Annotated in this window: 18 protein-coding genes; 8 read left to right on the top strand and 10 right to left on the bottom strand. The window is 64.4% G+C overall.

Annotation, left to right across the window (positions count from 1 at the left end; all coding sequences use genetic code 11):
* Nucleotides 1-24 precede the first annotated feature (24 nt).
* Entirely contained in the window at nt 25-408 is a 384-nt protein-coding gene (locus FJ426_RS20230) for a RidA family protein (protein WP_140559592.1), read from the bottom strand.
* A 269-nt stretch (nt 409-677) separates the two neighbouring features.
* On the opposite strand from FJ426_RS20230, the gene FJ426_RS20225 reads away from it, so the two are divergent.
* The 7 genes from FJ426_RS20225 to FJ426_RS20190 all read left to right on the top strand — a co-directional run bounded on the left by FJ426_RS20225 (nt 678) and on the right by FJ426_RS20190 (nt 7523).
* The gene (locus tag FJ426_RS20225; protein WP_140495611.1) at nt 678-1682 is read left to right on the top strand and encodes an ABC transporter substrate-binding protein; all 1005 of its coding nucleotides are present in this window, start codon (nt 678-680) and stop codon (nt 1680-1682) included.
* Between the two features lie 11 nt (nt 1683-1693).
* Nucleotides 1694-2524 (top strand): ABC transporter ATP-binding protein, encoded by an 831-nt coding sequence (locus FJ426_RS20220; protein ID WP_140495612.1) that lies wholly within the window; start codon nt 1694-1696, stop codon nt 2522-2524.
* Complete coding sequence (locus tag FJ426_RS20215) at nt 2511-3359, top strand: ABC transporter permease (protein WP_140495613.1); 849 nt, start codon at nt 2511-2513, stop codon at nt 3357-3359. The genes FJ426_RS20220 and FJ426_RS20215 overlap by 14 nt, the downstream gene beginning before the upstream one ends.
* A gap of 4 nt (nt 3360-3363) precedes the next feature.
* On the top strand, nt 3364-4665 hold the full coding sequence (locus FJ426_RS20210) for a cytosine deaminase (protein ID WP_140559593.1): 1302 nt from the start codon (nt 3364-3366) through the stop codon (nt 4663-4665).
* A complete protein-coding gene (locus tag FJ426_RS20205; protein ID WP_140559594.1) occupies nt 4665-6068 on the top strand; it encodes an FAD-binding oxidoreductase in 1404 nt (467 codons plus the stop codon). Before FJ426_RS20210 ends, FJ426_RS20205 begins: the two co-directional genes overlap by 1 nt.
* A 286-nt stretch (nt 6069-6354) precedes the next feature.
* The gene (locus FJ426_RS20195; protein ID WP_140555020.1) at nt 6355-6936 is read left to right on the top strand and encodes an NAD(P)H-dependent oxidoreductase; all 582 of its coding nucleotides are present in this window, start codon (nt 6355-6357) and stop codon (nt 6934-6936) included.
* The gene (locus FJ426_RS20190; protein WP_140521127.1) at nt 6936-7523 is read left to right on the top strand and encodes an NAD(P)H-dependent oxidoreductase; all 588 of its coding nucleotides are present in this window, start codon (nt 6936-6938) and stop codon (nt 7521-7523) included. The genes FJ426_RS20195 and FJ426_RS20190 overlap by 1 nt, the downstream gene beginning before the upstream one ends.
* A gap of 46 nt (nt 7524-7569) precedes the next feature.
* Here the strand turns inward: FJ426_RS20190 and FJ426_RS20185 are convergent, their stop codons facing one another.
* Genes FJ426_RS20185 through FJ426_RS20170 form a run of 4 tightly spaced genes read right to left on the bottom strand, consistent with a single transcriptional unit; the run spans nt 7570 to nt 14233 of the window.
* Complete coding sequence (locus FJ426_RS20185; protein WP_140559596.1) at nt 7570-10029, bottom strand: FAD-dependent oxidoreductase; 2460 nt, start codon at nt 10027-10029, stop codon at nt 7570-7572.
* Nucleotides 10026-11207, bottom strand: coding sequence for a pyridoxal phosphate-dependent aminotransferase (locus tag FJ426_RS20180; protein ID WP_140559597.1), 1182 nt, complete (start codon nt 11205-11207; stop codon nt 10026-10028). The genes FJ426_RS20185 and FJ426_RS20180 overlap by 4 nt, the downstream gene beginning before the upstream one ends.
* Entirely contained in the window at nt 11207-13660 is a 2454-nt protein-coding gene (locus FJ426_RS20175; RefSeq protein WP_140495620.1) for an FAD-dependent oxidoreductase, read from the bottom strand. The genes FJ426_RS20180 and FJ426_RS20175 overlap by 1 nt, the downstream gene beginning before the upstream one ends.
* A gap of 30 nt (nt 13661-13690) precedes the next feature.
* The gene (locus FJ426_RS20170; protein ID WP_181168529.1) at nt 13691-14233 is read right to left on the bottom strand and encodes an XRE family transcriptional regulator; all 543 of its coding nucleotides are present in this window, start codon (nt 14231-14233) and stop codon (nt 13691-13693) included.
* Nucleotides 14234-14456: 223 nt separating this feature from the next.
* Between FJ426_RS20170 and FJ426_RS20165 the strand changes: the two genes are divergently transcribed.
* Nucleotides 14457-15161, top strand: coding sequence for a nitroreductase (locus tag FJ426_RS20165; RefSeq protein ID WP_140495622.1), 705 nt, complete (start codon nt 14457-14459; stop codon nt 15159-15161).
* A 24-nt stretch (nt 15162-15185) separates the two neighbouring features.
* On the opposite strand, the gene FJ426_RS20160 is transcribed toward FJ426_RS20165, so the two are convergent.
* The 5 genes from FJ426_RS20160 to FJ426_RS20140 all read right to left on the bottom strand — a co-directional run bounded on the left by FJ426_RS20160 (nt 15186) and on the right by FJ426_RS20140 (nt 21969).
* Nucleotides 15186-16628, bottom strand: a complete 1443-nt coding sequence (locus FJ426_RS20160) for an MFS transporter (protein WP_140559598.1) — start codon at nt 16626-16628, stop codon at nt 15186-15188.
* Nucleotides 16629-16788: 160 nt separating this feature from the next.
* Complete coding sequence (locus FJ426_RS20155; protein WP_140559599.1) at nt 16789-17376, bottom strand: sarcosine oxidase subunit gamma; 588 nt, start codon at nt 17374-17376, stop codon at nt 16789-16791.
* Nucleotides 17369-20362, bottom strand: a complete 2994-nt coding sequence (locus FJ426_RS20150) for a sarcosine oxidase subunit alpha (protein WP_140825511.1) — start codon at nt 20360-20362, stop codon at nt 17369-17371. The genes FJ426_RS20155 and FJ426_RS20150 overlap by 8 nt, the downstream gene beginning before the upstream one ends.
* Nucleotides 20359-20655, bottom strand: coding sequence for a sarcosine oxidase subunit delta (locus FJ426_RS20145; RefSeq protein WP_140559601.1), 297 nt, complete (start codon nt 20653-20655; stop codon nt 20359-20361). The genes FJ426_RS20150 and FJ426_RS20145 overlap by 4 nt, the downstream gene beginning before the upstream one ends.
* Before the next feature lie 54 nt (nt 20656-20709).
* Complete coding sequence (locus FJ426_RS20140) at nt 20710-21969, bottom strand: sarcosine oxidase subunit beta (protein WP_140559602.1); 1260 nt, start codon at nt 21967-21969, stop codon at nt 20710-20712.
* Nucleotides 21970-22076: the final 107 nt, after the last annotated feature.

Below are 22076 nucleotides of genomic sequence, written 5' to 3'. Positions count from 1 at the left end.
ACCGCGAGATAGGCGGTGTGTCGATCACCCGGCCGCGATGGCCTCGACCTCCACCTTGAATTCAGGCCGGGCAAACCCGCTGACGATCATCAGGGTCGAGGCCGGCGCTGGGTTCGAAAAAAGCCGGTCGCGGACATCCATATAGGGTCGCAGATGCGCGCGGTCGGTGACATAGGCGTTGATGCGAACGATATCGCCGAGCCCCAGCCCCGCCTCGCCGAGGATCGCGGCGATGTTCTTGAAGCAAAGCTCGGCCTGGGCGCCGGCGTCTTCGGGAACCTGGTCGTCCGCCGTGATCGCGACCTGGCCTGAACACAACACCAGCCGCTTGCCCGGGGGCACTTCGACGCCGTGACTGTAGCGAGCAAAAGGCGGCTTGATCGACTTCGGGGTGAGAAACTTGAACATGGCAATCTCCTGGATACCGCCAGCCTAAGACTGGATTCGTCACAGCTTCAAGATGGCGGTGCATGTCGCCGGTGCGATTGTGGACAGGCGTTTAAAAAATAGGCACGATGCCTCCGGTGCAGCACGACCTTTCCGGCGTTCGCAGATGGCTGTGGTGCAGGCGGGCGGGTCCCGGCGCGAGATGCCGGTGGCATGTGTCTTGCTTCTTGAATCTCTGGTGTCGAGCCTGGCGCGTGGCGCGCCGGAGCAAACAAAGGGTGGTGGTGTCGATGTACGGAAAACTGAAGATGTCGGTAGCGGCGGTGGCCGTGCTTGCAGCGAGCACGCTTGGTGCCGCGGCAAATGAAAAAGTCACCTTCGGCACCAACTGGCTGGCCGAGCCGGAACATGGCGGCTACTACCAGGCCGTGGCCGACGGCACCTATGCCGCCTGCGGCCTCGACGTCACCATCATGCAGGGTGGCCCGCAGGTCAGCGGCCGGCCGATGCTCCTGGCCGGCAAGATCGATTTCTACATGGGCGGCAACCTGCTGTCGGCCTTCGACGCCGTCCAGCAAGGCATTCCGATGCGCGTGGTGGCGGCGGACTTCCAGAAGGATCCGCAGGTCATCATGTCCCATCCCGGCGAGGGGCTGGACAAATGGGAGGACCTGAAGAACGCCGAGCAGTACATTCTGGGCGACGAGGGCGCGCAGACCTTCTTCCAGTGGATGATTATCGAACTCGGCTTCGACGCGGCCAAGCGCGTGCCCTACACCTACAACACTGCTCCCTTCCTTGCCAACAAGAAGTCGATCCAGCAAGGCTATGTTACCTCCGAGCCGTTTGCGGTCAAAAAGGAAGGCGGCTTCGTGCCCAACCAGTTCCTGCTCGCCGACTATGGCTGGGACACCTATTCGACGACGATCGAGGTGATGCAGGACACGATCGACAAGAAGCCGGAGGTGGTCCAGTGCTTCGTCGATGGCTCGGCCAAGGGCTGGTACAAATATCTCTACGGCGACAACAAGGCCGCCAACGACATGATCAAGAAAGACAATCCTGACATGACGGATGAGCAGATCGCTTTCTCGATCGAGCAGATGAAGAAGTTCGGCCTGGCCGATTCCGGCGACACCGAGAAGCTCGGCATCGGCGCCATGAACGAGGCGCGGATCAAGAGTTTTTACGACAAGATGGTCAAGGCCAAGGTCACGCCCGCCGGCATCGACATCACGAAAGCCTACACGCTGGCCTTCGTCAACAAGGGCGTCGGGCTCGAGCTGAAGAAATAGGCCGTCCCAGCATGATGCGGGAACAGGTAGCGCAGGCGCCGGCGAACGGGTCCGACACGGCTCCGGCATTGTTGGCGCTGCGGGGCGTCGGCAAGGTCTTTTCCAATGGCGTGACGGCGCTCGCCGACGTCGACCTGACGATCCGGGAAGGGGATTTCCTCAGCCTGCTCGGGCCGTCCGGCTGCGGCAAGTCGACGGCGCTCCGGCTGATCGCCGGCCTGTCGACGCCGACCTCCGGCATGCTCGACTGGCGTGCGGGCGGTTCGCTCGACCGCTCGAACATCGGCTTCGTGTTCCAGGAGCCGACATTGCTGCCCTGGGCCAGCGTCTTCGACAATGTCTGGCTGCCGCTCAGGCTGAAGGGCGTCAGCCGCGCCAAGGCGGCACCGGTGGTGACCGAGATGCTGGCAAGGGTTCATCTCACCGGCTTCGAGAACGCCGTGCCGCGCGAATTGTCGGGCGGCATGAAGATGCGCGTCTCGATCGCACGGGCCCTGGTGACCAAACCGCGCGTGCTTTTGATGGATGAGCCGTTCGCGGCCCTCGACGAAATCACCCGCTTCAAGCTCAACAACGATCTGCTGGAGTTGTGGCAGGACGAGCGCTTCACCGTCGTCTTCGTCACGCATAGCGTCTTCGAAAGCGTGTTTTTGTCCAACAGGGTTGTCGTGATGGCGGCGCGGCCAGGCAGGATCTTCGACGAGCTTGCCATTGATGCGGCCTATCCGCGCGACGAGGCCTTTCGCACCTCACCCGATTATGCGGCGCTGTGCCGGCAGACGTCCGACGTGCTGGTCAAGGCCATCAACTCAATTGCAGGCTCGCATCATGACGGCCATTGACGGTGCATTGAAACTCGACCCCGAGGAAGCACGCCGCGCGCGCCAGGAGCGGCTCGAGCGGATCGGCCGCTGGGTTCTGCCGCTGGCGATCATGATCCTGGCGATTTGGCTGTGGGACCGCATCTGTGTGTGGAATGAAATTCCGCAATACATCCTGCCGCGTCCCGGTGTGGTGCTGGCAACACTCTACAACGACGCCGGCCTGCTGTTCTCCGCACTGCTGGTCACCTTGCGCATCACCTTCCTCAGTCTGCTCCTTGCCGTCATCGGCGGCGTCGGGCTGGCGGTGCTGTTCGCGCAGTCGAAATGGGTGGAGATGTCGTTCTTTCCCTTCGCCATCGTGCTGCAAGTGACGCCGATCGTGGCCATCTTCCCGCTGATCAACATCTATGTCGACAACCAGACGACCAAGCTTCTGCTCTGCGCCTGGATTGTCGCCTTCTTTCCGATCCTCTCCAACACCACCCTCGGCCTGAACTCGGTCGACCGCAATCTGCGCGACCTGTTCAAGCTCAACGGCGCAACGCGCTGGCAGCAATTGCGCTATCTCAGGCTGCCGGCGGCGATGCCGTATTTTCTCGGCGGGCTGAAGATCGCCGGCGGCCTGTCGCTGATCGGCGCGGTGGTGGCCGAGTTCGTCGCCGGCGCCACCGGCCAGTCTTCGGGCCTCGCCTCGCGCATCATCGAGGCCGGCTACCGGCTGAACGCGCCCAGGCTGTTCGCGGCGCTGTTCCTGATCTCGCTGACCGGCATCCTGATCTTCCTCGTGCTGTCGCTGATTTCGCATCTCATCTTACGGCGCTGGCACGAGAGCGCGCTGAAGCAGGAGCGGTAGCGCCTTGATTCCGAACACAGGTTCATACCGACTCGCCAACGCACGCGTTCATCGGTCCGTCACGCCTGGCCTTGCCGCGCCCTTCGACGGCGACGGTTTCGCACTTGCCGACATCGCGGTGGGCGACGGCAAGATTTCCAGCATTGCTGTTCCTGGCAAATCGAACGCACCTGCCGATGAGATCCACCTCGGCGGGCGCATAATCCTGCCGTGCTTCATCGATTGCCACACCCATATCGACAAGGGCCATATCTGGCCGCGAAAACCCAATCCTGACGGCACTTTCATCGGGGCGCTGAATGCCACAGGTGCCGACCGCACTGACCGCTGGAGTGCCGAGGACGTGGCGCGGCGCATGGATTTCTCGCTGCGCTGCGCCTACGCGCATGGCACCAAAGCACTGCGCACGCATCTGGACAGTGTCCCGCCGCAGGAGGAAATCTCCTGGCCGGTGTTCGAGACGATGCGCGAGAGGTGGCGCGGCCGCATCGAGTTGCAGGGCGCCTGCCTGATTGGCGTCGAGGGCGTGCGCGACAAGAATTGGTTCGACAGGCTGGCCAAAAGGGTGGCCGCCGCCAAGGGCGTGCTTGGCGTCGTCACCTACATGGTGCCGGATCTGGAAGAACTGCTCGACCATGTCTTCTCCCAAGCCGTCAAGCATGGCCTCGATCTCGATTTCCATGCCGACGAGACCGACGACGTCGCGGCGATCTCGCTGAAGAAGATCGCCGAGGCGTCGCTGTGGAACGGCTTCGAGGGCAAGATCCTCGTCGGCCACTGCTGTTCGCTGGCGCGCCAGCCAGACCTCGAGGTGCTGGACACGCTGGACAAGGTGGCGAAAGCCGGGCTGGCGATCGTTTCGCTGCCGATGTGCAATCTTTATCTGCAGGACCGGCGGCGCGATCAAACCACGCCCCGCTGGCGTGGGGTGACGCTGCTGCACGAGATGAAGGCGAGGGGCATTCCGGTCGCGGTCGCTTCCGACAACACGCGCGATCCCTTCTATGCCTATGGCGATCTCGACATGCTGGAGGTCTACCGCATGGCGACGCGCATCCTGCATTTCGATCATCCGGTCGCCGATTGGCCGCGGGCCGTCACGGCAACGCCGGCTCACGTGATGCGGCTCGATGGTTTCGGCACGCTTGCCGCCGGCGGCGATGCCGACTTCATCGTCTTCAAGGGCCGCAGCTGGACGGAATTGCTGTCTCGGCCCGAATCGGATCGCATCGTGGTGCGCGCCGGGCGAGCGATCGACCGGCAATTGCCCGACTATGCCGAACTCGACGAGCTGATGGTGGACTGATGGATATCGCCGCGCTGAAACGCCATCTCGACGGGATAAAGCTCGACGACAATCCGGCCATCGTCCAGCAGAAGAGCCGCGATTTCTACTGGTACAGCCCGGTGCTGAAGCAGCAGCTCGATCACGTCACCGGCGACATGGTCGTGACGCCGAAAAACGAGGCCGAGCTGATCCGCGTGCTCGCCGCCTGTCACCGGCATGGCGTCCCGGTGACGCCGCGCGGCAGCGGCACAGGCAATTACGGCCAGGCGATGCCGCTCTCGGGCGGCGTCGTGCTCAATCTCGCCGAGATGAACGAGATCAAGTCGATCGCGCCGGGGCGCGTGGTGACCGGGCCGGGCGCTGTGCTGGCCGACATCGACAAGGCAACGCGGGCGCATTCCGGCCAGGAACTGCGGCTCTCACCCTCCACCTACAACACCGCCTCGATCGGCGGCTTCATCGCCGGCGGTTCGGGCGGCGTCGGTTCGATCAATTTCGGCGGCTTGCGCGATTTCGGCAATGTGCTGCGCCTGCGCGTGGTAACCATGGAGGCCGAGCCGAGGGCGCTCGAACTCACCGGCGAGGATCTGCACAAGGTGACGCATGCCTACGGCACCAACGGCATCATCACGGAAGTCGAAATGCCGCTGACCGCAGCCTATGAGTGGGTCGATGTCATCGTCGGCTTCGACAAGTTCATGGATGCGGCGCGCTATGGCAACGCGCTGGGCTGCCAGGACGGCATCCTGACCAAGCTGATCACGCCGATCGCGGCACCCGTGCCGCAGCTCTATTTCAAGCGCCACCAGAAATTCCTGAAGGATGGGCAGAACATCTGCGTCGTCATGGTGGCGCGGCATGGGCTGGACGCCTTTCTCGCTTTCACGCGGCGGGCTGGAGGCGAGGTGGTATTCAATGCCGCGACGGCGACGCCGGAGGAGAAAAAGGGTCTGCCGCCGGCCTATGAGCTGGCCTGGAATCACACAACGCTCAGAGCGCTGCGGGTCGACCCCGACATCACCTATCTGCAGTCGCTCTATCCCTTTCCCAACCAGCTGGCGCTGGTCGAGAAGATGGACGCGATGTTTCCGGGCGAAGTGTTCTCGCATCTGGAGTTCGTGCGGCTGGATGGCAACATCACCTGCTTCGGCCTGCCGCTGATCAAATTCACCACCGAGGCGCGGCTCGACGAGATCATCCGCTTGCATGAGGAGAATGGCTGCCCGATCTTCAACCCGCATCGTTACACGCTGGAAGAGGGCGGCATGAAGCAGACCGATGCGGTGCAACTCGCCTTCAAGCGCGAGACCGACCCGCAAGGACTGCTCAATCCCGGCAAGATGATCGCCTGGGAAAACCCGGATTATGACTACCGTTCGGGACGAACTTTTCTGTTCAAGGGGCTGCAGAGGACGGGATGAGGAGAGGCTCGCGCTTGAACACCCCCCTCTGGCCTTCCGGCCCGGGCCCTTCGCTGTCGCTTCGGGCGTTCGTCGCTCGGAAAGCCAAGAAATCGGCTTCCCGTCCGCTGCGCGGACCACTCCTCACCCCCCGCATGGGGGGAGATCGGCAGCTTAAGCGCTGCCGCCAACCTGCCGCGCTGACAATTGGCGAAAGCAGGGAGATAGTCCGATCTCCCCCCTTGCGGGGGAGATGCCCGGCAGGGCAGAGGGGGGTGCCTCGCGCTGACCCAGGCAATGCCTCACCATGAACATCCTCGTCCTCCACGCCCATCCGGTCGAAACCAGCTTCAATGCCGGCCTGCACCGGACGATCGTCGAGCGACTGACGGCTGCCGGTCATGCGATTGACGACTGCGACCTCTATGCCGAGGACTTCGACCCGCGGCTCTCTCGCCAGGAACGGCTGGACTATCACAATCCGCGCGGCTCCGCCGACCCTGCGGCGCCGTATGTCGAACGTCTGTTGCGCGCCGATGCGCTGGTGCTTTCCTATCCGGTCTGGAATTACGGCTTTCCGGCAATTCTGAAAGGGTTCTTCGACCGCGTCTTCCTGCCCGGCGTGTCGTTCAAGCTGGTCGACGGCAAGGCGCAGCCGTCGCTGCACAACATCAGGAAGATCGCGGCGGTCACCACCTATGGCGGCAGCCGGTTCCGCGCCATGCTGATGGGTGACCCGCCGCGCAAACTGGTCCAGCGCGTGCTGCGCGCCACGGTCAAGCCGGGCGCTTCGGTTTCCTATCTGGCGCATTATTCGATGAACATTTCGAGCGACGAGACGCGCAAGGCGTTCTTGGCCAAGGTCACGGCCAGCATGGACAGATTCTGATGCGCGCGCTGGTGGTTTATTGCCATCCGGTGCCGGAGAGTTTTTGCGCCGCTATCCGCGACACCGCCGTGGAGGTGCTGACGCGAAAGGGCTGGGAGGTGCGGCTGCTCGACCTCTACGCCGAGAAGTTCGATCCGGTGATGAGCTGCGAGGAACGGCGTTTCTACAACAACCAGGCGCCGCAGGACCTTGCGCTGAAGCCGCATTTCGAGCTGCTCAACTGGGCCGAGGCAATCCTCTTCGTCTATCCGACCTGGTGGTACGGGCTGCCGGCGATGCTGAAGGGTTGGCTCGACCGGGTGTGGGCGACGGACGTCGCCTTCAAGCTGCCGGCCGGCAAGGGGCGGATCAAGTCGCTGATGCGGCATGTGACCAAGGTCGGCGTCATCACCACCTGCGGCGCGCCGACATGGTGGAGCGTCGTCGTCGGCCAGCCCGGGCGCAAAACCTTGCTGCGCGGCATGCGCGCGCTGTGCGCCACGCGCTGCCGGACCTTCTTCCTGGCGCACTATCTGATGGACGCCTCGACGCCGAAGACGAGGGCCGCGTTTCTGGCGAAGGTGCGGGCGAAGCTGGAGCGGTTTTGAGGGGGCGAACTGCCCTTCTCCCCTTGTGGGAGAAGGGAAAACCGCGCTACGTCTTCACCCGTTCCGATTTCGGATCATACATCGGCTTCAGCGATGCCTCTGCCGCAAACCGCTCGCCGGCGATCTCGATCTCATAGGACGAGGCCAGCACATCCGCCTCGGTCTCGCCCTGGCAGGGCACATAGCCCAGCCCGATCGCGCCGCCGAGATGGTGGCCGTAATTGCCTGAGGTGATCGGACCGACGATCTTGCCGTCGCGCAGGATCGCCTCGTTGTGGAAGAGCAGCGGTTGCGGGTCCTTCAGCCGGAACTGGACCAGCCGGCGGCTCAATCCGGCTTCCTTCTTCTTCAACACCGCGTCGCGGCCGATGAAATCGCCCTTGGCCGTCTTCACCGCGAAGCCGAGGCCGGCTTCCAGCACATTGTCTTCGTCGGTGATGTCGTGACCGAAATGGCGGAAAGCCTTTTCGATACGGCAGGAGTCGAGCGCATGCAGCCCGCACAGCTTGAGGCCGACATCGGCGCCGGCCGCTTCGATGGCTTCAAAGACGTGGGCCGCCTGGTCGGTCGAGACATAGAGCTCCCAGCCGAGTTCGCCGACATAGGTGACACGGTGGGCGCGGGCGAGGCCCATGCCGATCTCGATCTCCTGGAACGTGCCGAATGGGTTGTTCTCGTTGGAGAAGTCGTTGGGGCTGACCTTCTGGATCAGTTTTCGCGCATCCGGGCCCATCAGGCAGAGTACGCTTTCGGCAGCGGTTACATCGGTGATGACGACGAACTCATCTGTCAGGTGCTTGCGCAGCCAGGCGAGGTCGCGCTGCAGCGCGGCGCCGGGCACGACGAGGAAATAGGCGGTGTCCGACAGGCGCGACACCGTGAGATCGCTCTCGATGCCGCCGCGCCGGTTGAGCATCTGCGTGTAGACGATCTTGCCCGGCGCTACGTCCATCTCATTGGCGCAGAGTTTTTGCAGGAAGGCGCAGGCGTCGCGGCCTTCGACGCGGATCTTGCCGAACGAGGTCATGTCGAACAGGCCGACCTTGTTGCGGACGGCGAGGTGCTCCTCGCGCTGGTTGTCGAACCAGTTCTGCCGCTTCCAGGAATAGCGGTATTCGCGCTCCTGTCCCTCGCGCGCGAACCAGTTGGCGCGCTCCCAGCCGGCGACCTCGCCGAACACGGCGCCGCGCGCCTTCAGATGCTCATGCAGGGGTGAACGGCGCACGCCGCGCGACGTCGCCATCTGGCGATAGGGGAAATGGTCGGCATAGAGCAGGCCGAGCGTTTCGGAGACGCGCTCCTTGAGGTAACGGCGGTTCTTCTGGAAAAGCTGGGCGCGGCGGATGTCGACTTCCCACAGGTCGAACGGTGCCTCGCCGTCGTTGATCCACTGTGCCAGCGCCATGCCGGCGCCGCCTGACGAGACGATGCCGATCGAATTGTAGCCAGTCGCCATCCAGTAGCCACGCAGTTCCGGCGCCTCGCCGAGATAGTAGCGGTCGTCGGGCGTAAAACTTTCGGGGCCGTTGAAGAAAGTATGGATGCCGGCGGTGGCCAGCATCGGCATGCGGTTGACGCCCATTTCGAGGATGGGCTCGAAATGGTCCATGTCCTCGGGCAACTGGTCGAAGCAGAAATCCTCACGGATGCCATCCATGCCCCACGGCTTGGCCACTGGCTCGAAGGCGCCGAGCATCATCTTGCCGGCATCTTCCTTGTAATAGGCGCACTCGTCGGGCACGCGCAGCACCGGCAGGCGGCTCAGCCCCGGGATCGGCTCGGTAACGAGGTAAAAATGCTCGCAGGCGTGCAGCGGGATGGTGACGCCGTTCTGGGCGCCCAGTTCGCGCGCCCACATGCCGGCGCAGTTGACGACGATGTCGGCCTCGATCGTGCCCTGCTCCTCGCCCTGCGCCCAGGACACGCCGGTGACGCGGCCTGCCTTGGTGTGGACCTTGGTGACCTTCACATTTTCAACGATGGTGGCGCCGCGTTGGCGCGCGCCCTTCGCCAGCGCCATGGCGATGTTGGCGGGGTCGCACTGGCCATCAAGCGGCAGATGCACGGCGCCGACGACGTCGGACACGTTGAGATGCGGGTACATCTCCTTGACTTCCCTGGGCGAAATCTCGCGCACGTCGACATCGAAGGCGCGGGCGAGTGACGCCTGACGGTAGATCTCGTGCTTGCGCTCCTCGGTCAGCGCGACGGTGATCGAGCCGACTTGGCGCATGCCGGTGCCGACCTCGGTCTCGGCTTCCAGCTTGACGTAGAGGTCGGCCGAATATTTCGCCAGCCGCGTCATGTTCTGCGAGCCGCGCAACTGGCCGATCAGGCCGGCGGCATGCCATGTCGTGCCCGAGGTCAGCTGCTTGCGCTCCAGAAGGACGATGTCGGTCCAGCCGAGCTTGGCCAGGTGATAGGCGACCGAGCAGCCCGAAACGCCGCCGCCGATGATGACGGCTCTTGCCTTGGCGGGAATGGTTCTGGGGGAAGGGGTGTTCATGCGGCCTCGCGGCGGTAGCTGGAGACAAAGCGGCGCAGCCGGAGCGCTGCTTCCCGCAAGACGGGTTCCGGCTGGCACAGGCTGACGCGGATATGTCCGGCCGCGGCCTCGCCGAAACTGGAGCCGGGCATGACGCCGACCTTCTCCTTGTCGAGGAAGGCGAAGGCGAATTTCTCGTCGTCGGATTCGACGGCCGATATGTCGAGCATGACATACATGCCGCCTTCGGAGCCGCGCACGCGGACATCGTTCATGCCGCGCACGGCGTCGAGCAGGACGGCGCGTCGCGCCGCATAGCGTTCGGCGATTTCCTTCACGCCATAACCCTTCTCCAGCGCCTCGGTGCAAGCGATCGAGATGAAGGCCGGGAGGCCGTAGGTCGTCACCAGATTGAGGTTGGTCAGCAGCGAGATCATCTCGCTCGGGCCGGTCAGCCAGCCCATGCGCCAGCCGGTCATGCCGTGGCTTTTGGACATGGAATTGATGACCAGCGTGCGCTCGGCCATGCCGGGCAGGGAACGCGGCGAGATGTGCTCGCCACCGCCGAGCGTCCAATAGACTTCGTCTGACAGCAGCCACAAATCGTGCTCGCGGCAGACCTCGGCCAGCTGTTCCAGCCGTTCGCGCGAATAGACGGCTCCGGTCGGGTTGTTCGGCGTGTTGATCAGGATGGCGCGCGTGTTCGGCCGAAGTGCCGCGCGGATCATCTCGGCGCGGGGCTGGAAACCGTCCTCGGCCGGCGTCTCGACAACCGTGAAGGTCGCGCCCGCGGCACTGAAGGTGTTGGGGTAGGTCGCGTAGTATGGCGCGACCACGATGGCGTGGTCGCCCGAATCGAGCACGGCCTGCACGGCGGCGTAGAGCGCCGCCTGGCCGCCCGGCGTGGCGATGACCTGGTCCGGCGTCGTCCCGACGCCCGTGCAGGCGACCGAGGCCGCCGCCATCGCCTTGCGCAGGCGCGGCAGGCCGGGCAACGGGGTATAGTGGTGATTGCTGCCGCGAACCGCGGTCACGCAAGCCTCGATCGTTTCGGAAGGTGTGTCGAAATCGTGATCGCCGACCGACAGCATGATGATGTCCTCGCCGGCTTCCTTGCGGGCCCATGCGGCGAAGTGGACTTCCCAGCCATCCTTGCCCGACGGCACGATGCCTGAAATGCGCGATGATGGTTTTGGCATCAGGCTCTCAACCTTTCGTTCTTCGGATCCCACAAGGGCTCATCGTTCTGCACGACCGCCTTGAAACGGTCGCCGAAGATCTCGATCTCCACGGCGGTGCCGGGCTCCGCCAGATCGGCACGCAGCATGCCGAGCGCGATCGACTTGCCGACGCGATGGCCCCAGCCGCCCGACGTCGTCTCGCCGACGATCTGGCCTTCACGCCACAGCGTCGACATGTAGGGCGCGTCGCAATCGCCGGGGTTTTCCACCACCAGCGTGACGAAGCGCTTCCTGACGCCCTGCTGTTTCTCGTTCTGCAGCGCTGCCTTGCCGCGGAACTCGGGCTTGTCCCATTTGACGAACCGCTCGAGCCCGCCTTGCAGGATCGAATAGTCGGTCGAAAGGTCGCCCTTCCAGGTGCGGTAGCCCTTTTCGAGCCGCAGCGAATCCAGCGCGTACATGCCGAATGGTTTCAGGCCGTGCGGCTGTCCCGCCGCGCAGATGGTGTCGAAAACGGCGGCGGTGTCGTCGACCCTGGTGTGGATTTCCCAGCCGAGTTCGCCGGCGAAGGAGACGCGGACCAGCTTCGCCCAGCGCCCGGCGATCTTGGTTTCCTGATGCGTGAGCCACGGCAAGGTCAGGTCGGCCTCACAGACGGCGGCGAGGATTTCCCGCGACTTGGGTCCGGCCAGGATTTGGGTGGAGAATTCCTCGGTCCGGTCGATCAGCTTGAAAGTCGCATCCACGGGCATGTGCGATTTCAGCCATTCGAAATCATGCCATTGCGCCACCGCCGCGGTGATCAGCGTCATGGACTCCTCGCCGTGGCGCACCACCGACATTTCGGTGACGATGCGGCCCTTGTCGTCGGAGAAATAGACGAGACCGATGCGGCCGGGCTTCGGCACGAGGCCGGTCACTTGCCGGCTAAGCCATTCGGCGGCGCCCGGACCTTCGAGGTTGAAGCGCGAAAAACCCGGCAGGTCGAGGATGCCGGCGGCGTCGCGGACGGCCAGGCATTCCTCGCGCACGCGGTGCTGCCACGGCCCGTCGCGACGGAAGGTGAGCGTTGCTTCCTCCGAGACGTCGTCGCCATCCTGCGCATACCAGGTGGCGCGCTCCCAGCCATTATAGGCGTCGAAGCGCGCGCCGAACGCCTTCATGCGATCATGGATCGGCGACAATTTCCTGTCGCGTCCCGCCGGCCAGGCATGGCGCGGAAACTGGATGGCGTATTCGTTGCCGTAGATCTCCATGCCTTTGGCAACGCAGTAATCCGGAGCCGAAGCGAAGGACGTGAAGCGGCGCGGGTCGCAAGACCACATGTCCCATTCGGTCTGGCCTTGCGTGACCCATTCGGCCAACACCTTGCCTGCACCGCCGCCTTGCGCGATGCCGAAGGTGAAGACGCAGGCCTCGAACGCATTGGGGACGCCCGGCATCGGCCCGATCAGCGGATTGCCGTCCGGCGCATAGGGGATCGGGCCGTTGATGACCTTGGACAGGCCGGCGGTGCCCAGGATCGGCACGCGGGCGACGGCGTCGGCCAGATAATGTTCCAGCCGGTCGAGATCGTCGGGGAAAAGCTGGAAGGAAAAATCCTCCGGCATCGGATCGTTGTGACCCGCCCAATGCGCGCGGCAATTGCGCTCATAGGGGCCGAGATTCATGCCGTTCTTTTCCTGGCGCAGATAGTAGGAAGTGTCGACGTCACGCAGCAGCGGCAGCTTCCTGCCCTGTTCCTTCGACCATGCGGCGAGTTCGGGGATCTCCTCGAACAATATGTACTGATGGCTCATCACCATCATCGGCACCTCGCGGCCGAACATTTTTCCAACTTCGGCGGCACGGTAGCCGGCGGCGTTGACGACGATCTCGCAGCGGATCTCGCCTTGCGGCGTCACGACCACCCATTCGTCCCTTTCGCGGCGCACGCCTGTCACCGGGCAGAAGCGTATGATCCGGGCACCCATGTCGCGCGCGCCCTTGGCCAGCGCCTGGGTCAGCTGCGCCGGGTCTATGTCGCCGTCGCTCGGGTCGTAGAGGGCGCCTTCCAGCTCATGCGTCTCGATGAAGGGATAGCGGCGCTTGATCTCGTCCGTGCCGACGATATCGATGTCCATGCCCTGGTAGCGGCCCATGCCCTTGGCGCGCTGGAACTCCTGCATGCGCTCTTGCGTGTGGGCAAGCCGCAGGGAGCCGGTGACATGGTAGTTCATGGGATAGTCGACGGCCTCGGCCAGCCCGCGATAGAGCTCGGTCGAATAGCGCTGCATGTTCATCAGCGACCAGGACGAGGAGAAGGTCGGCACATTACCGGCGGCATGCCAGGTCGAGCCGGAGGTGAGTTCATTCTTTTCCAGGAGAACGCAGTCGGTCCAGCCCGCCTTGGCGAGATGGTACAGAGAGGAGGCGCCAACGACACCGCCTCCGATGATCACCACGCGTGCCGTGCTCGGCAAACCGGCCATGTTCTTCTCCAACCCTTGGTCCAATTTCATTCAATAAACTGGCGGCGAAACCACCCAGATGACGACCGCCGGCTCCAATCCCGGATTGCGCCAGCGGAAAGGCTTGCCCTCGAAGCGAAAGGAATCGCCTTCGCCGAGCCGGTGCCATGTCCCCGATATTTCGATGTCGAACGTCCCCGACACGACATATCCAGCCTCTTCGGTTGGCCGGCGCGCCTCGCTCTTGAGCTCAGCGCCCGGCGCGAAGACGGAACGCAGCATCTCGAAGCTACCGCCGAGATCAGGCGACAGAAGCTCCTCCATGAGGCCGGATTCGCTTGTGCCAAGGGTGCGGCGGCTGCCGGCCCGCACGACCGCGCCGCGCTCGCTTTCGACAGGCACGTCGTGGCCGAAGAACAGGCTGACCGGCACGCCGAACAGTTCGCCGAAAGCCCGGAGATCACTGAGCGACGGTGTCGACAGGCCGCGTTCGACCTGGCTGACCCAGCCGACCGACCGGCCGAGTTTCAGGGCGATCTCGGCGAGCGTCAACCCTCGCGCCTTGCGCAGCGCCCTGATGTCGCTGGCCAGCAATCGCTCGTAATTTCCCTGCAATCCTTTCGCTGTAGTTGGAGGCAAATCGCGCTCTCGTGAAAAAATCCCATCAAATTTCATGAGATGCCGGAGCGGTGAAAAAATCAAGCGGATTTTCACGGGTGCACAAGATTTGCTTGCGCGATTTTGGCGGTTCATGCAAAGGCTCGGCCGCGAGCGGCGAGTGGGGACGTCCGATCGGGACACAGGGTAAGGACGGCCCATGCTTGGAAAGAAGGCTCGAATCACGGTTGATGCCGAGATCGTCGACGACGCGATCGTATCGCGCCGGTCGGTGCGCGCTTTTCTGCCCGACATGGTCGACGACAACACGGTCCGCGACATACTGGCGGTCGCGGCACGCGCCCCTTCCGGCACCAATATGCAGCCATGGCGGGTCTATGTCACCAAGGGTGACACCAAGCAGCGGATATCGGATGCCATCCTGAATTCCGGCATCCGTGCTGAAAAGGCCGATTGGGACGAATATCGCTATTATCCCACGCAGTTCTTCGAACCCTACCTGACCCGCCGCCGCGCCAACGGTTTCGGCCTCTATGGCGCGCTCGGCATCGGTCGCCGCGAGGTCGACAAGATGCGTGCCCAGCACGACCGCAACTTCGTCTTCTTCGACGCGCCGGTCGGCATGATCTTCACCATCGACCGCCGCCTCAACCAGGGTTCCTGGATCGACTATGGCATGTTCCTGCAGAACATCATGGTTGCCGCGCGGGGCAGGGGCCTGCACACCTGTCCGCAGGCGGCGTTCGCGCCCTATCACCGGCAGATCAGGCCGGTGCTCGGCATTCCCGACGAGGAGATCGTCGTCTGCGGCATGGCGCTCGGTTATGAAGATACGTCCAAGCCCGAAAATGCCTTCCGAACCGACCGCGTGCCGCTGGAGGAATGGGTGACGTTCAGCGAGTAGGCCGCTGCTGCGCTGCGACATCCGCTATTCCGTGTTCATCTGGGCGCCATGGCCGCTGACATGGGCGCCATCCTGCGGCGTCAGCTTGAGATAGGCTGATAGCGCGCACAGCGTGATGACACCCTCGATCACGAACAGTATCCGGAAGTGATTGGCGACGGCCGGGCCGCCGCCGGCCAGAAACGATAGTGCAGCGGCGGCGAGGCCGACGCTGATCGCCACCGCCAGTTGCCACAATATGTAATAGAGCGCGCTGAAGCGAGCGAGCTGCTCGGGCGCGATGTCGGAATAGGCAAGGTTGCCGGTCGACGCCCATTGCGCGGAGCGGAAGACGCCGAAGATGAAGATGTAGGCAAGCACGATCCACACCGGTGTGGTCGCCTGCATCAGGGCAAAGCCCGCAACCATGGCCGCGACGACGGGCGTGTTGAAAACCAGCACGCGGCGGAAACCGAAGCGGTTGAGCAGGCGAGGCATGAAGACACGCATGACCACCGACCCGACCGCGGCGACGAAGGTCAGCGACCCCGCCTGTACCGCGCTCATGCCGAAGCCGAGCTGGAACATCAGCGGCAGCAGGAAGACGACGGAGCTGAGGCCGATCGTGTCCAGACCGCCGCCGGTGAGGAAGGAGATGCGGAAGGTGCGGATGCGCAGGAGCTTGAGGTCGAGCAGGGGATTGCGCACGCGCAGGCAATAGAACGAGGCGACCGTCAGGATGACCAGCGCCAGGACAAGCTCGGCCGCGATCACGCCGGCGGCCGCATCTTTCGCCGCCAGCGAATCCATGCCGAAGACAAGCAGGACCATGCCGCTGCCGACCAGCAGGAAGCCCGGGAAATCGAACGGCGTGCGCACGGGTTTGGTCACCGTCGGAAACAGCGAGGCGGCAAGGACAGCCGCCGCCAGCGCGAAGGGCACGTTGATGAAGAAGATCCAGCGCCAGGAAATGTAGGTGGTCAGCGCGCCGCCGACGAGCGGACCGACCAGCGACCCGGACTGGCCCGCCAGCGAGATATACATGTTGATCTTCAGCGTCCGGCTTCGAGGGAAGGTCGACAGGATGACGACCTGACCGAGCGTGCCCATCAGCGCGCCGCCGAAGCCCTGCAGCGCGCGGGCGCCGACCAGAGTCCAGATGTTGTCGGACAGGCCGCACAGCGCCGACGAGGCGGCGAATACCAGCAGCGCAAAGCAGTAGACGTTGCGCAGGCCGAAGCGGTCGGCGGCCCAACCGCCGAGCGGCATTGAGATGATCAGGCTGGCGACATAGACCGTGATCAGCAGGCCAAGCTGGCTGGGCGGGCGGCCAAGGCTTTCGCTGATGCCGGGCAGCGCCGTCACCACGACATTCTGGTCGAGGCTGGTCATGAACACGCCGCAGGCGACCGTCAGCGGCAGCAGGAGCAGGGCTCTGGCTGGCACATCGGCGCGATCGGTGGCGCCGGCGGATATTTCTGCGGTCATGGAGATATTCGAACCAAACGGATGCGCGGATTCTGGAGACGGGTTTTGTTACCCTTCGGACCGGCTTGACGGCCATGTCATGCCAGTATGACGGCCGCCGGCGCATTGCTGTAGCGTCAGAGCCGGCCGGCCTTGATGCCAGAATTCGTCGACCCCGAGCCTACTGGACCTCGTAGCCGACTTCCTCGCTGGCGTGACACAGCGCCTTCCAGAAGGAGCGCGCGAACGAGCGAAAGACGTAGATGTCGAACTGGTCGCCGCCGGTGCGTTGGATCTGGGCGAAGACATCGTGATGGGTGGTCGAGCGGCCGGCGCCGAGCGGGAAGGCCGGCAGCGCGAAATCGATGGCGAAGAACTTCGCCAGCACCCATTCGGCCTTCGGACCGGCGATGCGGATCGCGGTGCGGCCATGCGAAAGATCGGTCACCGTGCCGATGGCGGGGGTCACCACGCCCGCGAAAGCCGCGGCCAGCCCCTCGGCTTCGTCGGCTACGGTGAACTTTCCCGGTGCGAAACCGAATGCCGATTTGGCGCCATTGGTGGCGCCACCGCCGGCACCGTCGGGCAACGTAAGCCCGGTGACGGCGCGGATGCCTGATATCAGTTTCTTCTCTTCGCCCGGCCAGGCGGCGAGCTGCACGATCGAACCCGGTCTCGTCTCGGTCAGGATGACCTCGACACCATGTTCGAAATTGCCGTGCGAGCCGACATGGAATTCCGGTTCCAGCGGTGAAAGGCGCTCAACCATGCATGCGGCTCCCGTCCGGATCGTAGAAGTGGTTGGAAACGATCTCGACCGGTCCGAACCGGTTGCGCAGCGGATCGGAGACATGGGCGCGCGAGCCGTGCCTGGCCTTGCCGCCTTTGATCAGCGCCAGCGCGATGTGCTTGCCGAGCGCCGGCGAATAGCAGCAGGCCGTGATGTGGCCGATGGAGCCGTGCGGGTTGGACTCGTCAAGCTCCTCGACGAGATGCGCGCCGCCGTTGAGCGGCCTGTTGTCGAGCGAGACCAGGCCGACAAGTTCCAGCCGGTCGGGCGAGATGAGGCCCTCGCGGTCCATCATCGCCGAGCCGATAAACGGCTTCTTCTTCGACAGCATCCAGTCGAGATGCAGGTCGCGCGCCGTGGTGCGGCCGTCGATCTCGGCGCCCGTCACATGGCCTTTCTCGATGCGCATGGTGCCCAGTGCTTCCAGTCCGTAGGTTACCAGTCCGAACGGCTTGCCGGCCTCGATAAGCGCTTCCCAGACATGCGTGCCATGGTCGGCGCCGCAATAGACCTCGAACGTCATTTCGCCGGAAAAGGAGAGCCGGCAGATCATCACCGGCACGCCAGCGATCTGGCCATGCACGATGCCCATGAACGGCAGCGCCGCATTGTCGACAGCGGTGCCGGCGACGCAGCCGGCCAGGATCTGCCTGGCTTTCGGCCCGCCGATCGCGGCACCCGCCCACTGGTCGGTCACGGAGGTGACATGAACCTTGAGCTCCGGCCAGACCACATCGAGGAAATATTCCAGATGCTGCATAACCTTGCCGGCATTGGCCGTGGTGGTGGTCATCAGGAAATCCTGTTCGCCGAGCCGCCATGTGGTACCGTCGTCGAAGGCCAGTCCGTCCTCGCGCAGCATCAGCCCGTAGCGCGCCTTGCCGACGGCCAGCGTGGAAAACATGTTGGTGTAGATACGGTCGAGGAATTCGGCCGCGTCCGGACCTTGCACCGCGATCTTGCCCAGCGTCGAGACATCGACGATGCCGGCGCTTTCGCGCGTCGCCCTGGCCTCGCGCACATAGGCCTGCTCGACCGTTTCGCCGGCAAGGCCGTAGATCATCGGCCGGTACCACAGGCCGGCGGAATACATGGTCGCGCCATTGGCGACATGCCAGTCATGCATCGGCGTCAGCCGTTCGGGCTTGAGGTCGCCGAAGCGCTCCGCCGCCAGTGATCCGATCGAAACCGGTGCAAAAGGCGCCCGGAAGCGTGTCGTGCCGACTTCCGGGATCGGCTTTCCCAGCGCCTCGGCCATGATGGCCAGGCCGGGGACGTTGGAATTCTTGCCCTGGTCGGTCGCCATGCCGAGCGTGGTGTAGCGTTTCAGATGCTCGACCGAGACGAAGCCTTCGCGGTGCGCCAGCCGCACGTCCTCCGACGTCACGTCGTGCTGGAAGTCGACGAAGCTCTTGCCGCTGGCCCTGATCTCGAACACCGGCGCCGGATCGGGATCGCAAGCTACGGCTTCGACCGGGGGCAGTGCGGCCGGCGTGGCTTGCGCGCCTGCCGCGGCAAGGCCCGCGGCGCGGCCCTCGATCATTGCTTCGGCCGTGGAAAAGCTGCCGGTGAAGGCGCCGGCGCCAATCCAGTTCTGCGTCGGCTTCGGCGGCAGGAAGGCTTGTCGGGCGGCATTCCACTGCGCCTTGCCGCCGGCCTGGCTGGCCAGATGGATGGTTGGCGACCAGCCGCCCGACATCAAGAGGCAGTCGGCATGGATGCTGCGAGAATCGCCGGTGAGCGTGCCGTTGGTCATGTCGAAGCGCTGCAGCTTGACGCCGGAGAGCGCCTTGCCGCCCTCAGTGGCGATCACGGCATGGCCGGGAAAGATCTCGGCTTCGGTCTCCTCGGCCAGCTTGCGCATTTGGCCAGAAAGCTCGGGGCGGACATCGACAATCGCGGCAATCCTTGCGCCGGCCTTCTTCAGCGCCAGGGCGCAGCGATAGGCGCTGTCATTGTTGGTGAACAGCGCGACCGTCTGCCCCGCCAGCACGCCGAATTCGTTGGCGTAGCGCTCCGCGGCATGCGCCAGCATGACGCCCGGGCGGTCATTGCCCGGGAATACAAGCGGCCGTTCGAAAGCGCCGGTGGCCAGCACAACCGACCGTGCGCGGATCGCCCAGTAGCGATGGCGCGGTTCGCCCTTGCCGTGTGTCTCCTTGTGATCGGTGACCCGTTCAAGGGCGGCAAGCGTATTGCTGTCGTAGTAGCCCCAGACCGTGGTGCGCGGCAGAAGCCGGACATTGTCGTAACCCTCGAGCTGGGCCACGGTTCGCCTGGCCCAGTCGGCCGCCGGCAGGTCATCGATCGTCTCGTTCGACCAGTTGGCAGAGCCGCCGAAACGCGGATCGAGTTCGGCAAGCATGACGCGCGCGCCCTGGTCGGCAGCGGCCTTGGCGGCCGTCAGCCCGGCAGGGCCGGAGCCGACCACCAGCACGTCGCAAAAGGCGTTCATGCGCTCATAGCGCGCCGGGTCGGCGGCGGAACCGGCACGGCCGAGGCCGGCCGCGCGGCGGATGAAATGCTCGCAGAACATCCAGAAGCGCGTGCCCTTCAGCGGCCCGATCACCGGACCCATGAAGGTCTTGTAGTAGAAGCCGGCCGACAGGAGCTTGCCGCCGAGCTGGTTGACGGCGCTGACGTCCCAGGCCAGCGACGGAAAACGGTTCTGGCTGACGGCGACCAACCCGTCATGAATCTCGACCATGGTCGCCGCGATGTTGGGCTCGCGAACCTCGCCCTTCAGCACCGTCACCAGCGCGTTCGGCTCTTCCACGCCTGCTGTCAGGAGGCCGCGCGGGCGGTGGTATTTGAACGAGCGCCCGTAAAGCGTGACGCCGTTGGCCAGCAGTGCCGAAGCCAGCGTATCGCCGGCATGGCCGGTGTAGGACGCGCCATCAAAGGTGAAGCGGATGGTCTTCAGCCGGTCGATGCGGCCGCCGGTCTCGGTCCGGCGCGGGCTCACGATCTGCCCTCCGCCTTGCGACGCGCGACCGGGCCGTGATCGCCGCATGCGAAGGCGACGCTGGAAATCTCATGCGTCAGCGTGTTGCGCACGACCCTGAGATGCGAGCGGCAGCCGCCGGAATGCTGCCAGATCTCGTTGTGGTCTCCGGCCGGGTTCAGCCGGTCATAGACATAGGCGTTCCAGGCTTCGAAGTTCTGCGAGGCGGGGTCGGGACGCTCGCGGTTGCCGTCACCCTGGTAGGTGAACTCGATGACGTCGCGCGGGCCGCAATAGGGACAAGTGATCAACATCGGATATTCCTGGTGCAGCCTTGCTCGGTGAAGCCTTGCTTGGAGAGATATTGTTCAGTGCAGTCTGGGATTGGCGCCCTGGCCTTTGTCGTCGATCACCAGGCCGCGATGGAAGCGGTCGAGCGTGAAGGGGGCGTTGAGGTCGTGCGGCTCGTCCTTGGCGACGGTCCAGGCAAAGCACCAGCCGGAGGCGGGCGTCGCCTTGAAGCCGCCATAGCACCAGCCGCAGTTGAGATACATGCCGGGCAGGGGCCCGGTGGTGATGATGGGCGAGCCGTCCATCGACATGTCGCAGACGCCGCCCCAGGAGCGCAGCATGCGCACGCGGGCAAGCCCCGGGAACAGCGCCAGCATCTCGCTCATCACCTCGTCGACGATGGGCAGGTTGCCGCGCTGGGCGTAGCTGTTGTAGCCGTCGATGTCGCCGCCGTAGACGAGGCCGCCCTTGTCCGATTGCGACATGTAGAAATGGCCCATGCCGAACGTGACGACCGTATCGATGAAGGGCTTCAGCGATTCGGTGACGAAGGCCTGCAGCACATGGCTCTCGATCGGCATCGTCTCGATGCCGGCAAGCTGCATCACCCGGCCGGTGCTGCCGGCCACCGCGACCGCCACCTTCTTGGCGCGGATGTCGCCGCGTGATGTGGTGACGCCGGTGATGCGGTCGCCGTCGCGCAGGAAGCCGGTGACCTCGCAATTCTCGATGATGTCGACGCCGCGCCGGTCGGCGCCGCGCGCATAGCCCCAGGCCACGGCGTCGTGGCGGGCGGTGCCGGCGCGCCGCTGCATCAGGCCGCCGACCACGGGGAAGCGTGCATCACTGGAAATATCGAGCGCGGGGATCAGGCGCTTGATTTGCGCCGGCGTCATCAGTTCGGCGTCGACACCGAGATGGCGCATGGCGTTGCCGCGCCGTGCATAGTCGTCGAACTGGGCCGGCGTGTGCGCCAGGTTCAGGCAGCCGCGCTGCGAGAACATGACGTTGTAGTTGAGATCGTGCGACAGGTTCTCCCACAGCTTCATCGAATGCTCGTAGAAGCGGGTGTTGGCGGGCAGCAGATAGTTGGAGCGCACGGCGGTGGTGTTGCGGCCGACATTGCCGGAGCCGAGCCAGCCTTTTTCCAGCACCGCGACATTGGTGATGCCGTGTTCCTTGGCGAGATAATAGGCGGTCGACAACCCGTGCCCGCCGCCACCGATGATGATGACGTCGTAGGATGCCTTCGGGTCCGGCTTGCGCCAGGCCGGCTTCCAGTCCTTGTTTCCCTTGAGCGCGTTCGCGAGCAGCGAAAGGGCCGAGTACTCTGCCATGGATATGATGTCCGTTTCGGGCGATGCGGCAGACTATAGAGCAGGCCGCACGCGCAAAGCCAATATTGCGCCATCGCCTTTCGACTGGCCGACGCTCCGGCCACCGT

The organism is Mesorhizobium sp. B2-6-4 (genome assembly GCF_006441495.1).
Taxonomy (GTDB): Bacteria; Pseudomonadota; Alphaproteobacteria; order Rhizobiales; family Rhizobiaceae; genus Mesorhizobium.
The sequence above is the reverse complement of the archived record's forward strand: the minus strand, read 5'-3'. Positions and strand labels throughout refer to the sequence as shown.

Bases quoted from the DNA above. Each gene is read 5' to 3' on its own strand.
- FJ426_RS20160 (WP_140559598.1), bottom strand. From the start codon at position 16,628: ATGACCGCAGAAATATCCGCCGGCGCCACCGATCGCGCCGATGTGCCA.
- FJ426_RS20155 (WP_140559599.1), bottom strand. From the start codon at position 17,376: ATGGTTGAGCGCCTTTCACCGCTGGAACCGGAATTCCATGTCGGCTCG.
- FJ426_RS20140 (WP_140559602.1), bottom strand. From the start codon at position 21,969: ATGGCAGAGTACTCGGCCCTTTCGCTGCTCGCGAACGCGCTCAAGGGA.
- FJ426_RS20185 (WP_140559596.1), bottom strand. From the start codon at position 10,029: ATGAACACCCCTTCCCCCAGAACCATTCCCGCCAAGGCAAGAGCCGTC.
- FJ426_RS20220 (WP_140495612.1), top strand. From the start codon at position 1,694: ATGATGCGGGAACAGGTAGCGCAGGCGCCGGCGAACGGGTCCGACACG.
- FJ426_RS20175 (WP_140495620.1), bottom strand. From the start codon at position 13,660: ATGGCCGGTTTGCCGAGCACGGCACGCGTGGTGATCATCGGAGGCGGT.
- FJ426_RS20180 (WP_140559597.1), bottom strand. From the start codon at position 11,207: ATGCCAAAACCATCATCGCGCATTTCAGGCATCGTGCCGTCGGGCAAG.
- FJ426_RS20205 (WP_140559594.1), top strand. From the start codon at position 4,665: ATGGATATCGCCGCGCTGAAACGCCATCTCGACGGGATAAAGCTCGAC.
- FJ426_RS20190 (WP_140521127.1), top strand. From the start codon at position 6,936: ATGCGCGCGCTGGTGGTTTATTGCCATCCGGTGCCGGAGAGTTTTTGC.
- FJ426_RS20165 (WP_140495622.1), top strand. From the start codon at position 14,457: ATGCTTGGAAAGAAGGCTCGAATCACGGTTGATGCCGAGATCGTCGAC.
- FJ426_RS20195 (WP_140555020.1), top strand. From the start codon at position 6,355: ATGAACATCCTCGTCCTCCACGCCCATCCGGTCGAAACCAGCTTCAAT.
- FJ426_RS20215 (WP_140495613.1), top strand. From the start codon at position 2,511: ATGACGGCCATTGACGGTGCATTGAAACTCGACCCCGAGGAAGCACGC.
- FJ426_RS20230 (WP_140559592.1), bottom strand. From the start codon at position 408: ATGTTCAAGTTTCTCACCCCGAAGTCGATCAAGCCGCCTTTTGCTCGC.
- FJ426_RS20225 (WP_140495611.1), top strand. From the start codon at position 678: ATGTACGGAAAACTGAAGATGTCGGTAGCGGCGGTGGCCGTGCTTGCA.
- FJ426_RS20145 (WP_140559601.1), bottom strand. From the start codon at position 20,655: ATGTTGATCACTTGTCCCTATTGCGGCCCGCGCGACGTCATCGAGTTC.